Here is a 12,371-nt window from a genome sequence, read left to right on the forward strand (position 1 = left end):
GATGTTTCTGAAAAAGAAAAGAGGAAATTGAAATGAAGAAAACATGGAAAGTGTTTTTAACGCTTGTGACAGCTCTTGTAGCTGTTGTGCTTGTTGCCTGTGGTCAAGGAACTGCTTCTAAGGACAACAAAGAGGCAGAACTCAAGAAGATTGACTTTATCCTAGACTGGACACCAAATACCAACCACACAGGGCTTTATGTTGCCAAGGAAAAAGGTTATTTCAAAGAAGCTGGAGTGGATGTAGACTTGAAATTGCCACCAGAAGAAAGTTCTTCTGACTTGGTTATCAATGGCAAGGCACCATTTGCAGTGTATTTCCAAGACTACATGGCGAAGAAATTGGAAAAAGGAGCAGGAATTACTGCCGTCGCAGCTATCGTAGAGCACAATACATCAGGAATCATCTCTCGTAAATCTGACAATGTAGCTAGTCCAAAAGACTTGGTTGGTAAGAAATACGGAACTTGGAATGACCCAACGGAACTTGCTATGTTGAAAACCTTGGTAGAATCTCAAGGTGGAGACTTTGAGAAGGTTGAAAAAGTACCAAATAACGACTCAAACTCTATCACACCGATTGCTAATGGAGTATTTGATACTGCATGGATCTACTACGGATGGGATGGTATCCTTGCAAAATCTCAAGGCGTAGAGGCTAACTTCATGTATTTGAAAGACTACGTCAAGGAATTTGATTACTACTCACCAGTTATCATCGCAAACAACGACTACCTCAAAGACAACAAAGAAGAAGCACGCAAAGTTATCCAAGCTATCAAAAAAGGTTACCAATATGCTATGGAGCATCCAGAAGAAGCAGCTGATATCCTCATCAAGAATGCACCTGAACTTCAGGAAAAACGTGACTTTGTCATCGAATCTCAAAAATACTTGTCAAAAGAATACGCAAGCGACAAGGAAAAATGGGGTCAATTTGATGCAGCTCGCTGGAATGCCTTCTACAAATGGGATAAAGAAAATGGTATCCTTAAAGAAGACTTGACAGACAAAGGCTTTACCAATGAATTTGTGAAATAATGACAGAAATTAGACTAGAACACGTCAGTTATGCCTATGATCAAGAGAGGATTTTAGAGGATATCAATCTGCAGGTGACTTCAGGTGAAGTGGTTTCCATCCTAGGCCCAAGTGGTGTTGGTAAGACTACGCTTTTCAACTTAATTGCGGGGATTTTAGAAGTTCAGTCAGGGAGAATTGTTCTGGACGGTGAGGAGAATCCCAAGGGGCGCGTGAGTTATATGTTGCAAAAGGATCTGCTCTTGGAGCACAAGACCGTGCTTGGTAATATCATTCTGCCCCTCTTGATTCAAAAGGTGGATAAGGCAGAAGCTATTGCCCGTGCAGATGAAATTCTTGCGACCTTCCAGTTGACAGCTGTACGAGACAAGTATCCTCATGAACTCAGTGGTGGGATGCGCCAGCGTGTAGCCTTGCTCCGAACCTACCTTTTTGGGCACAAACTCTTTCTCTTAGACGAGGCCTTCAGCGCCTTGGATGAGATGACCAAGATGGAGCTCCACGCTTGGTACCTTGAGATTCACAAGCAGTTGCAGCTAACAACCTTGATTATTACTCACAGTATCGAGGAGGCCCTCAGTCTCAGCGACCGCATCTATATCTTGAAAAATCGCCCTGGGCAGATTGTTTCAGAAATTAAACTAGATTGGTCTGAAGATGAGGACAAGGAAGTTCAAAAGATTGCCTATAAACGTCAAATATTGGCAGAATTAGGTTTAGATAAGTAGAAAAATAGGGAGTTGGTGAAGATTATTCTTTACCAGCGCCCTTTTTCTTTTAAAAATGAGAAAATTTCGGTATAATAGTCAAAGATAGTCAAGGTTTAAAGAGAGAGGTGGGTTTGTTATGAGATTTAAAAATACATCGGATCATATTGAGGCCTACATCAAGGCGATTTTAGATCAATCTGGTATTGTGGAGTTGCAACGGAGTCAGTTGGCAGATACTTTTCAGGTTGTTCCTAGTCAGATTAACTATGTAATCAAGACACGCTTTACGGAAAGTAGAGGCTACTTGGTTGAAAGTAAGCGTGGTGGAGGGGGCTATATTCGTATAGGACGGATTGAGTTTTCTAGTCATCATGAAATGCTCCGGGAGTTGCTTTACTCGATTGGTGAGCGAGTCAGTCAAGAAATTTATGAAGATATTCTGCAGCTTTTGGTTGAGCAGGAATTGATGACCAAGCAGGAGATGAATTTGTTGATGGCAGTAGCTTTGGATCGAGTTCTAGGAGAAGAAGCACCAGTTGTTCGTGCTAATATGCTACGACAGGTCATACAAGAGGTAGATAGAAAAGGGAAGTAAGATGAACTATTCAAAAGCATTGAATGAATGTATTGAAAGTGCCTACATGGTGGCTGGCCATTTTGGAGCTCGTTATCTAGAATCTTGGCACTTGTTGATTGCCATGTCCAATCACAGTTATAGTGTGGCAGGGGCGACTTTAAATGATTATCCATATGAGATGGACCGTTTAGAAGAGGTCGCTTTGGAACTGACTGAAACGGACTATAGCCAGGATGAAACCTTTACGGAATTGCCGTTTTCTCATCGTTTGCAGGTTCTTTTTGATGAAGCAGAGTATGTAGCGTCAGTGGTCCATGCTAAGGTGCTAGGGACAGAGCATGTCCTCTATGCGATTTTACATGATGGCAATGCCTTGGCAACTCGCATCTTGGAGAGAGCTGGTTTTTCTTATGAAGACAAGAAAGATCAGGTCAAGATTGCTGCCCTTCGTCGAAATTTAGAAGAACGGGCAGGTTGGACTCGTGAAGATCTTAAGGCTTTACGCCAACGCCATCGTACAGTAACTGACAAGCAAAATTCTATGGCTAATATGATGGGCATGCCCCAGACTCCGAGCGGTGGTCTCGAGGACTATACGCATGATTTGACAGAGCAAGCTCGTTCTGGCAAGTTAGAACCAGTCATCGGTCGGGATAAGGAAATCTCACGTATGATTCAAATCTTGAGTCGGAAGACTAAGAATAATCCTGTCTTAGTTGGGGATGCTGGTGTCGGGAAAACAGCTCTGGCGCTTGGTCTTGCCCAGCGTATTGCTAGTGGTGATGTGCCTGCGGAAATGGCTAAGATGCGCGTGTTAGAGCTTGATTTGATGAATGTTGTTGCAGGGACACGTTTCCGTGGTGACTTTGAAGAACGCATGAACAATATCATCAAGGATATTGAAGAAGATGGCCAAGTAATCCTCTTTATCGATGAACTTCATACCATCATGGGTTCTGGTAGTGGGATTGACTCAACTCTAGATGCGGCCAATATCTTGAAGCCAGCCTTAGCGCGTGGAACTTTGAGAACGGTTGGTGCGACTACTCAGGAAGAATATCAAAAACATATCGAAAAAGATGCGGCCCTTTCTCGTCGTTTCGCTAAAGTGACGATTGAAGAACCAAGTGTGGCAGACAGTATGACTATTTTGCAAGGTTTGAAGGTGACTTATGAGAAACATCACCGTGTGCAAATCACAGATGAAGCGGTTGAAACAGCGGTCAAGATGGCTCATCGTTACTTGACTAGCCGTCACTTACCAGATTCTGCTATCGACCTCTTGGATGAGGCAGCAGCAACAGTGCAAAATAAGGCTAAGCATGTAAAAGCAGACGATTCAGGTTTGAGTCCAGCTGACAAGGCCTTGATGGATGGTAAGTGGGAACAGGCAGCTCAGCTAATTGCAAAAGAAGAGGAAGTGCCTGTTTATAAAGACTTGGTGACAGAGTCTGATATTTTGACCACCTTGAGTCGCTTGTCAGGTATCCCCGTTCAAAAACTGACTCAGACTGATGCTAAGAAATACTTAAACTTGGAAGCTGAACTGCACAAACGTGTCATCGGTCAAGATCAAGCTGTTTCAAGCATTAGCCGTGCGATTCGCCGCAACCAGTCAGGGATTCGCAGTCACAAGCGTCCGATTGGTTCCTTTATGTTCCTAGGACCTACAGGTGTCGGTAAGACCGAATTGGCCAAGGCTTTGGCAGAAGTTCTTTTTGACGACGAATCAGCCCTTATCCGCTTTGATATGAGTGAGTATATGGAGAAATTCGCAGCTAGCCGTCTTAATGGAGCTCCTCCGGGCTATGTGGGTTATGAAGAAGGTGGGGAGTTGACCGAGAAAGTTCGCAACAAACCCTATTCCGTTCTCCTCTTTGACGAGGTAGAGAAGGCCCACCCAGATATCTTTAATGTTCTCTTGCAGGTTCTGGATGACGGTGTCTTGACAGATAGCAAGGGACGCAAGGTCGACTTTTCAAATACCATTATCATCATGACGTCAAATCTTGGTGCGACAGCCCTTCGGGATGACAAGACCGTCGGATTTGGGGCTAAGGATATTCGTTTTGACCAGGAAAATATGGAAAAACGCATGTTTGAAGAGTTGAAAAAGGCTTATAGACCTGAATTTATTAACCGTATTGATGAAAAGGTGGTCTTCCATAGCCTTTCTAGCGACCATATGCAGGAAGTAGTGAAGATTATGGTCAAACCTTTAGTGGCAAGTTTGGCTGAAAAAGGTATTGACTTGAAATTACAAGCTTCAGCACTGAAATTATTGGCAAATCAAGGATATGATCCAGAGATGGGAGCTCGTCCACTTCGCAGAACCCTACAAACAGAAGTGGAAGACAAGTTGGCAGAACTTCTTCTCAAGGGAGAACTAGTGGCAGGTAAGACACTTAAGATTGGTGTCAAAGCTGGTCAATTAAAATTTGATATTGCTTAAAAATGGAGAATTAGGAGTGATCCTGATTCTTTTTTGCTACTTTTTTATAAAAAACAATAAAAAACTATTGACAAAACAAAAATATAGTTTATAATAAAAACATAGAGAAAAATATCAAAAAATATAAAAAGGCTATAGGTTTATGAAAAAGAAAACAGCAGTGGTATTTGGAACCTTTGCTCCACTTCATCAAGGACATATCGATCTGATTCAGCGAGCGAAGCGGCAGTGTGACCAGGTCTGGGTTGTCGTTTCAGGCTATGAGGGAGACCGAGGGGAGCAGGTAGGCTTAACTCTTCAAAAGAGATTTCGCTATATTCGAGAGGCCTTTCGTGATGACGAGTTGACCTCCGTTTGCAAGTTAGACGAAACCAATCTTCCCCGTTACCCTATGGGCTGGCAGGAGTGGTTGGACCAAATGTTTGCAGAGATTTCCTATGATGAAACCCAGCAAGAACTAATTTTCTTTGTGGGAGAAGCAGACTACCAGCAAGAATTATCAAATCGTGGCTTTGAGACTGTCTTGCAAGAAAGAAAGTTTGGTATCTCAGCGACTATGATTCGAGAAAATCCAAGCAAATATTGGAAATATATTGCTCAACCCTTCCGACGTCAGTTTACAAAGAAAGTGTTGATTATGGGAAGTGCCAGCAATGGGAAGACCACTCTTGCTAAGGATTTGGCTAGGTATTACGATGCACCTGTCAGTCTGGAATACGCACGTGAGTACCAGATTAAAAACAATGTCCGCGACGATGAATTGACTCCAAAAGATTACTATTATCTTCTTTTGGGACAGTATGATCAGACATCTAAGTTAATCGATAGCAATGCCAATCGAGGTCTAGTGATTGCTGACACAAACTCTTTAGTAACCAAAGGCTACTATGATTATTACATGGAGACTGAGGACCAAGGGGACTTATCAGGAGAAACCTTTGACAATCTCTTTGTCTCGATCTTGGCTAAGGAAAAATGGGACTTGATTCTCTTTGTGCAACCTATCGGCTCCTATATCAATGATGGGTTTAGAGATATGACCATGGCAGAAGACCATATTCGTCATAGTTTTTCCCAGCATTTGGACCAGATGAGAGAGCGATATTTAACCACCATTCCACTAGTTTATCTAGCAGAGGATTATCTAGGAAATTATGAAGCAGCAAAAGTGGCTATTGATGCCATTTACCAAGCAGATTAGGAGAAAATTATGAAAAAACTAACTGAAAAAATCACACAATTTATCGAAAACTTTAAAAATGTCCATGCGGAAGCCCGCAAGATCGGTTTTGCAGGAATCATGTACCTGCTCTGGAAAGATCTTTTTGTCGGCCGTAGTCTTTTCCAGTGGTTGTATCTCATCGTCTTGTCGAGTGTTCCCTTGATCTTAGAGTTCACTCAAAATACAGAAAGTCATGACTGGATGAGCTTGTTTGCATCTTGGACTGGGATTGTCTGTGTTATCTTGGTAGCAGAAGGGCGTGCAAGCAATTATCTCTTTGGGGCCATTAACTCTGCTATCTATTTGGTTTTGGCTATGAATGCGACTTTTTATGGTGAAGTTTTGACGACCGTTTACTTCTTTGTCATGCAGCCGATTGGCCTCTATGCTTGGCTGTCCAACCGTATCAATGATCAAGGAAAAGTAGAAGAATCTCACTTTGAAGCTAAGAAATTATCTGTGCTTGACTGGCTCAAGTACTTAGCCTTGACTGCTATCATTTGGATTGGTATGGGCTTGGCTTACCAAAGTATCCATAGTGCTCGCCCTTTCCGTGATAGTGTTACCGATGCGACCAATGGTGTTGGCCAGCTCTTGATGACACGTCTCTACCGTGAGCAATGGGTTTTCTGGATTGCAACTAATCTCTTTAGTATCTACCTTTGGTGGGGTGAAAATATCCATATTCAAGGGATGTACTGGGTCTACACACTCAATAGTCTAGTAGGTTGGTACCAATGGACTAAGGCAGTTCGTAAGGAGGCTTAACATGACTGACACGATGATTCCAGCTGGGATGACAGAAAAAGAATATTTTGAAATTCATGCCAGTCAGGAAGAATTTTTAGACTGGTACTACAAGCAAGAACTCCCTCAATACGAAAAACCAAGTGTGACGGTGGATATGGTAGCATATTGCTTTGTAGAAGGAAAAATCAAGCTTTTATTAATTCGTCGCAAGGCTCATCCATATCAAAATTGTTTGGCCTTAGTTGGAGGATTTATGGACAAGGGCGAAGATGCTGCGCATGCCTGTCAGCGCGAGGTGAGAGAAGAAGTCAATCTCGATCTTCCTTTGGAAAAAATCGAGCAATTGATGACCGTATCGACCCCCGGCCGTGACCCACGGGGCTGGACAGTGACCATTGCCCACTTGGTTTATCTGCCTAGTCGTGCATTAGAACTTGTTCAAGCAGGAGACGATGCCAAGGATGTCGTTTTCGTAGATGTCGATTTTCAGACAGGCAAGTGCTTCTTAAAGGGAGTAGAGTTGGAGGAGCAAGCCTTCGCTTTTGACCATTATGCCATTATCCAAGAATCCATCAAACGAATCCAAGGCCGTCTCGACTGGAATCCGACCTTCCTTTATCTGCTGGAGGAGGAGTTCACTGTCTACGAAGGAACTGAACTGGTCAATCTTATCAACCCCGGTCGTCCAATCGTCAGCAATAACTTTCTCGTAAAATACGGAGAATATGTAGAAGAAGTCGGACTCAAACGAGTGCCTAAAAAGAAACCAAGAAAAACCTATCGATTGAAATAAAAAACGAGGTCGGGACAAAGTTCCCGATCTCTTTATTTGCCTTTATTAGTTTGATTTGCTGTTGCGACTGTTTTAGGGGTGGCTATCTTTCTTAGAATTACTCAACATGTGAGTAAAGAAGTCTTTGTATCGATACTTGAGATATTTCTCATGCAAAACTAATAAAGCGATATAGAAAATCAAAAAGATTGTAGTCAGATAAAACACATCAAATGCAGTTCGCGCATAGTAAGTTGCTGATTGATAAGAGACAATAGCTGTCACAATCAACCAAGGAAGATACTTGTAATATTTGCTTAACATAAGCCTACACCTCCTATATTCTATTTCAATGTTATTATATTCCTTTGCACTTAAAGTTGCAAGCGATTACAAAAAAACGAATTCAAATTTTTAATAGGAAAATCTCCTGTTTTTCTGTTTTATTACGAATAGAAGAGTAGGAGGAGTAAATGTATCTAAAGTATTTAAGATTTTTAAAATAGTTTAGATAAATTGTTGACATATTCAAATGCGAATGTTACAATTATATTACAAAAAGATTTCTTCATATTTCTAAAATATTACAAAGGAGTAGAAAAATGAAAAAGAAAACCTATATCAAATTGATGGCAGCAACTGTATTGGCTTCTACCTTGCTATTAGGAGCTTGTGGAAATAAAAAGGAAACAACTCAAGCAAGCAGTTCTGTTAAGACAAGCCAATCATCAAGCTCAAAAGCAGCTTCTTCTAGCAAAGAAAGTAAAACTCAGAAGTCCTCAAGTTCAGCTTCATCTGAAAAGACCAAATCATCTACTGACCAGTCTGCAGCAACTGCGACACCATCAGAAGCGACACCTGCACCAGAGCAAAGACAAGGCCAAGAAGTGTCTAATCAACAGGCAGCTAGTCAACAAACTGCTACTCAAGCTCCTTCAACTCAGCAAGGTTCTCAAGCCCAGTCTAACCAGTCAGGCTATGATCCAACAACTGACCGCAAACTTCAAGACAAGCAAGCAGAACACAACAAACGCTATAAGGGTGTTTTAACCATGGTAGATGGTGATTTCTCAGCTGCAGCGGGCAATTGGAAGGGAGCAAATGGCGAAACTATCACAGTTTCATCAGGTGGTCAATTTACAGTAGAATCTGCTGATGGAAAGAAAGAAAATTACTCTATTAAAGGTTATTCTTATACTCTTGACGATGGTAAGTATAATGCTACAATCGGTGGAGGAAAGACCGTTCAAATTACCACAGGTGCAGATGGCAAGGTTTCCAGTGTTGTTTTAGCTCAATAGTAGAATTTAGAATCTCAAGTTTATAGACATTTTAAAAACCCGTAACTGAATGAAGTTTACGGGTTTTCTGTGTTTAAACTTTGTCTAATTGCAAGAGGGCTTCAATCTCTGCCAGAGTGCTAGCTTGTGAAATAGCTCCACGGAGTTTGGCTGCACCAGATGTTCCACGGAGATAGTGAGGAGCGAGTCCTCGGAATTCACGAACTGCGACGTTTTCCCCTTTGAGGTTAATCAAGCGTTTCAAGTGTTCATAGGCGATTTTCATCTTGTCCTCAAAGGTCAAATCAGGTAGGATTTCTCCTGTTTCAAAGTAATGGTTGATTTGGTTGAAGAGGTAAGGATTTCCCATGGCTGCACGGCCAATCATGACTGCGTCAGCACCGACTTCTTCGATACGTTGTTTGGCTTCTTGGACAGTACGGACATCACCGTTGGCGATAAATGGAATCTTGGTCAAAGCTTGAGCGACCTTGTGAAGGGTCTCAAGGTCTGCGTGGCCTGTGTACATTTGCTCACGGGTACGGCCATGCATAGCAAGAGCAGAAACACCTGCTGCTTCAGCAGCGAGAGCATTTTCTACTGCAAGAGATGGGTCAGCCCAGCCTGTACGCATTTTGACAGTAAGTGGGATATCAAGGACAGACTGGACCTTGTTGATGATAGAGTAAATCTTATCTGGATCCTTGAGCCACATAGCGCCAGCTTCGTTCTTCACGATTTTGTTAACTGGGCAGCCCATGTTGATATCCACGATATCGGTTTTGGTGTTTTCTTGGATGAATTCTGCTGCGCGTGCTAGGCTATCTTCATCACTACCAAAGAGTTGGATAGAGACAGGGTTTTCGCCCTCATCAATATGAAGCATATGCAGGGTTTTTTCATTGTTGTATTGGATTCCCTTGTCAGAGACCATTTCCATGACAACGAGTCCAGCTCCGAGTTCTTTTGCGATGGTACGAAAGGCTGAGTTAGTCACGCCAGCCATAGGCGCTAAAACGGTACGATTGGGAATCTCAACATTGCCAATCATAAAAGGTGTATTAAGATTTGTCACGAATGAGTTCCTCCAGGTCGTTTTCATCAAAGTTATAAGTAGTTTGGCAGAATTGGCAAGTGATTTCTGCCCCGTGGTCTTCCTCTTTCATTTCCTGTAGGTCTGAGCTTGGAAGGCTGGCAAGAGCATTCATAAAGCGCTCATGGCTACAGTCACATTGGAAACGGATTTCTTCTTCAGAAAGACGCTTGTAGGATTCATCGCCGTAGATAGCTTTGAGGAGGGCTTCAATATGGTCGTCGCTTTCGAGAAGAGTAGAGATAGCTGGCATTGCTTGGATGCGTTTTTCAAAGCGAGCAATCTCCTCTTCCTTGGCTCCTGGCAAGACTTGGACTAGGAAACCACCTGCAACCTTGACCTTGTCTTCTTCGTCCAAAAGGACATTGAGGCCGACTGCAGAAGGGGTCTGTTGGCTTTCAGTCAGGTAAAAGGCAAGGTCTTCACCGATTTCCCCAGAGATGAGGGGGGTCATAGAGTTGTAAGGATTTCCAGTACCATAGTCTGTGATAACGAGGAATTGACCATTTCCGACAAAAGGTCCGACTAGGACTTCACCAGTTGCAGTCTTTTTGATGTCAACACCGGGGTTTTGAACGTAACCTTTGACATTCCCCTTGGTATCAGCGACGGTGATGATAGCACCTAGAGAACTAGAGCCCAGCACCTTAACGGTTAGTTTGGTATTTCCTTTTTCATTGGCTGCGAGAATCTGGCTAGCGATAAGAGTTCGACCAAGCGCTACAGTTGAGCTAGCTTGGGTTTGATGTTTTTCTTGAGCAGTGCGGACTGTTTCTGTGCTATCAAGGACAAAAGCACGAAAGGCTCCGCTTTCTGATATTGTTTTAATAATTTTATCCATAGCTACTATTTTAGCATAAAAATGTCCAAAGGGGGAGCCGTGTGTTTGCTGATTTTCAGGATAATGGACCAGGAAATCAGCATGAAAATAAAAAGAGAAACAGATTATTTCAGCATTTGTAAGATTTATGCTATGCTTAAGGTAGAAAATGAAAGGGGTAACAAATGTATTTAGGAGACTTGATGGAAAAGGCCGAATCTGGCCAATTTTCAATCCTTTCCTTTCTATTACAAGAGTCTCAGACGACTGTCAAGGCTGTAATGGAGGAAACAGGATTTTCAAAAGCAACCTTAAACAAATATGTCACCCTGCTCAATGACAAGGCTTTGGACAGTGGCTTAGAGCTGACTATTCACTTAGAAGATGAAAATCTGCGTCTATCGATCGGTGCCACTACCAAGGGGAGAGATATTCGGAGCCTGTTTTTGGAGAATGCTGTTAAATACCAGATTCTTGTTTATCTTCTCTACCACCAACAGTTTTTAGCCCATCAGCTGGCTCAAGAATTGATGATTAGCGAGGCTACGCTTGGTCGTCACTTAGCTAGCTTAAATCAGATTTTGTCAGAATTTGATTTATCTATTCAAAATGGACGTTGGCGGGGTCCAGAGCATCAGATTCGCTATTTCTATTTCTGTCTTTTCCGCAAGGTCTGGTCGAGTCAGGAATGGGAAGGCCACATGCAGAAACCAGAGAGAAAGCAGGAGATTGCTACACTAGAAGAAATCTGCGGTGCAAGTTTGTCTTCGGGTCAGAAATTGGACTTGGTTCTCTGGGCTCATATCAGTCAACAACGTCTTCGGGTCAATGCCTGTCAGTTTCAAGTGATAGAAGAAAAAATGCGAGGCTATTTTGACAATATTTTCTACCTTCGTTTGCTGAGAAAGGCTCCGTCCTTTTTTGCTGGGCAACACCTTCCTCTAGGAACTGAGGATGGGGAGATGATGATATTCTTCTCTTTCCTCTTGTCCCATCGTATTCTTCCTCTTCATACTATGGAGTATATTCTTGGGTTTGGAGGGCAGTTGGCAGATTTGCTGACGCAATTGATTCAAGAAATGAAGAAGGAGGAGTTACTGGGTGATTATACAGAGGACCATGTCACCTATGAACTCAGTCAGCTTTGTGCTCAAGTCTATCTCTATAAGGGCTATATTTTACAGGACCGCTACAAGTACCAGTTGGAGAATCGTCATCCCTATTTGCTGATGGAACATGATTTTAAGGGGATAGCAGAGGAGATTTTTCATGCTCTACCTGCTTTTCAGCAGGGGACGGATTTGGATAAGAAAATTCTCTGGGAATGGCTCCAGTTGATAGAATATATGGCTGAAAATGGTGGCCAACATATGCGGATTGGTCTGGATTTGACATCTGGTTTTCTGGTCTTTTCAAGGATGGCAGCCATTTTGAAACGGTATTTGGAATACAATCGTTTTATCACCATTGAAGCCTATGACCGAACTCGACATTATGATTTGCTGGTTACCAATAACCCCATTCATAAGAAGGAACAGACCCCAGTTTATTATTTAAAAAACGACTTGGATATGGAAGATTTGGCAGGGATTCGTCAGTTATTATTCACTTAAAAGGCTTGGTTGTTCCAGGTCTTTTTTGTGAAATTTACACAA

General features: G+C 42.4%; 12 protein-coding genes. 9 read left to right on the forward strand and 3 right to left on the reverse strand.

Annotation, left to right across the window (positions count from 1 at the left end):
• The first annotated feature begins 32 nt into the window (after positions 1 to 32).
• From FJN11_RS00300 to FJN11_RS00330, 7 genes are all read left to right on the forward strand, one after another.
• Positions 33 to 1,040, forward strand: coding sequence for an ABC transporter substrate-binding protein (locus FJN11_RS00300; RefSeq protein ID WP_140223801.1), 1,008 nt, complete (start codon positions 33 to 35; stop codon positions 1,038 to 1,040).
• Positions 1,040 to 1,768: an ABC transporter ATP-binding protein gene (locus FJN11_RS00305; RefSeq protein ID WP_049487589.1), complete on the forward strand. Its 729-nt coding sequence runs from the start codon at positions 1,040 to 1,042 to the stop codon at positions 1,766 to 1,768. The genes FJN11_RS00300 and FJN11_RS00305 overlap by 1 nt, the downstream gene beginning before the upstream one ends.
• A 118-nt stretch (positions 1,769 to 1,886) precedes the next feature.
• A complete protein-coding gene (locus tag FJN11_RS00310) occupies positions 1,887 to 2,345 on the forward strand; it encodes a CtsR family transcriptional regulator (RefSeq protein WP_140223802.1) in 459 nt (152 codons plus the stop codon).
• A gap of 1 nt (position 2,346) precedes the next feature.
• Positions 2,347 to 4,779 (forward strand): ATP-dependent Clp protease ATP-binding subunit, encoded by a 2,433-nt coding sequence (locus FJN11_RS00315; RefSeq protein ID WP_140223803.1) that lies wholly within the window; start codon positions 2,347 to 2,349, stop codon positions 4,777 to 4,779.
• 142 nt (positions 4,780 to 4,921) lie between these two features.
• Positions 4,922 to 5,980: an AAA family ATPase gene (locus tag FJN11_RS00320; protein ID WP_049552668.1), complete on the forward strand. Its 1,059-nt coding sequence runs from the start codon at positions 4,922 to 4,924 to the stop codon at positions 5,978 to 5,980.
• Between the two features lie 9 nt (positions 5,981 to 5,989).
• Positions 5,990 to 6,769, forward strand: coding sequence for a nicotinamide riboside transporter PnuC (gene pnuC / locus FJN11_RS00325; RefSeq protein WP_049552667.1), 780 nt, complete (start codon positions 5,990 to 5,992; stop codon positions 6,767 to 6,769).
• Between the two features lies 1 nt (position 6,770).
• Positions 6,771 to 7,544 (forward strand): NUDIX domain-containing protein, encoded by a 774-nt coding sequence (locus tag FJN11_RS00330; protein ID WP_000132693.1) that lies wholly within the window; start codon positions 6,771 to 6,773, stop codon positions 7,542 to 7,544.
• 72 nt (positions 7,545 to 7,616) lie between these two features.
• On the opposite strand, the gene FJN11_RS00335 is transcribed toward FJN11_RS00330, so the two are convergent.
• Positions 7,617 to 7,847, reverse strand: a complete 231-nt coding sequence (locus FJN11_RS00335) for a hypothetical protein (protein ID WP_049552666.1) — start codon at positions 7,845 to 7,847, stop codon at positions 7,617 to 7,619.
• A 278-nt stretch (positions 7,848 to 8,125) separates the two neighbouring features.
• On the opposite strand from FJN11_RS00335, the gene FJN11_RS00340 reads away from it, so the two are divergent.
• Positions 8,126 to 8,824 (forward strand): hypothetical protein, encoded by a 699-nt coding sequence (locus FJN11_RS00340; protein WP_049491153.1) that lies wholly within the window; start codon positions 8,126 to 8,128, stop codon positions 8,822 to 8,824.
• 73 nt (positions 8,825 to 8,897) lie between these two features.
• On the opposite strand, the gene dusB is transcribed toward FJN11_RS00340, so the two are convergent.
• Together dusB and hslO are read right to left on the reverse strand one after the other, a co-directional pair.
• On the reverse strand, positions 8,898 to 9,878 hold the full coding sequence (gene dusB, locus FJN11_RS00345; RefSeq protein WP_049552665.1) for a tRNA dihydrouridine synthase DusB: 981 nt from the start codon (positions 9,876 to 9,878) through the stop codon (positions 8,898 to 8,900).
• A complete protein-coding gene (gene hslO / locus FJN11_RS00350; protein ID WP_049491157.1) occupies positions 9,865 to 10,737 on the reverse strand; it encodes an Hsp33 family molecular chaperone HslO in 873 nt (290 codons plus the stop codon). Before hslO ends, dusB begins: the two co-directional genes overlap by 14 nt.
• A 164-nt stretch (positions 10,738 to 10,901) precedes the next feature.
• On the opposite strand from hslO, the gene FJN11_RS00355 reads away from it, so the two are divergent.
• The gene (locus FJN11_RS00355) at positions 10,902 to 12,329 is read left to right on the forward strand and encodes an AcpB/EbpR/MafR family transcriptional regulator (RefSeq protein WP_049552664.1); all 1,428 of its coding nucleotides are present in this window, start codon (positions 10,902 to 10,904) and stop codon (positions 12,327 to 12,329) included.
• The last annotated feature ends 42 nt before the right edge of the window (positions 12,330 to 12,371 follow it).

Origin of the sequence: Streptococcus symci (assembly GCF_006385165.1) — a bacterium.
GTDB classification, from domain to species: domain Bacteria; phylum Bacillota; class Bacilli; order Lactobacillales; family Streptococcaceae; genus Streptococcus; species Streptococcus symci.

Bases quoted from the DNA above. Each gene is read 5' to 3' on its own strand.
- FJN11_RS00300 (WP_140223801.1), top strand. From the start codon at position 33: ATGAAGAAAACATGGAAAGTGTTTTTAACGCTTGTGACAGCTCTTGTA.
- FJN11_RS00305 (WP_049487589.1), top strand. From the start codon at position 1,040: ATGACAGAAATTAGACTAGAACACGTCAGTTATGCCTATGATCAAGAG.
- FJN11_RS00310 (WP_140223802.1), top strand. From the start codon at position 1,887: ATGAGATTTAAAAATACATCGGATCATATTGAGGCCTACATCAAGGCG.
- FJN11_RS00315 (WP_140223803.1), top strand. From the start codon at position 2,347: ATGAACTATTCAAAAGCATTGAATGAATGTATTGAAAGTGCCTACATG.
- FJN11_RS00320 (WP_049552668.1), top strand. From the start codon at position 4,922: ATGAAAAAGAAAACAGCAGTGGTATTTGGAACCTTTGCTCCACTTCAT.
- pnuC (WP_049552667.1), top strand. From the start codon at position 5,990: ATGAAAAAACTAACTGAAAAAATCACACAATTTATCGAAAACTTTAAA.
- FJN11_RS00330 (WP_000132693.1), top strand. From the start codon at position 6,771: ATGACTGACACGATGATTCCAGCTGGGATGACAGAAAAAGAATATTTT.
- FJN11_RS00335 (WP_049552666.1), bottom strand. From the start codon at position 7,847: ATGTTAAGCAAATATTACAAGTATCTTCCTTGGTTGATTGTGACAGCT.
- FJN11_RS00340 (WP_049491153.1), top strand. From the start codon at position 8,126: ATGAAAAAGAAAACCTATATCAAATTGATGGCAGCAACTGTATTGGCT.
- hslO (WP_049491157.1), bottom strand. From the start codon at position 10,737: ATGGATAAAATTATTAAAACAATATCAGAAAGCGGAGCCTTTCGTGCT.
- FJN11_RS00355 (WP_049552664.1), top strand. From the start codon at position 10,902: ATGTATTTAGGAGACTTGATGGAAAAGGCCGAATCTGGCCAATTTTCA.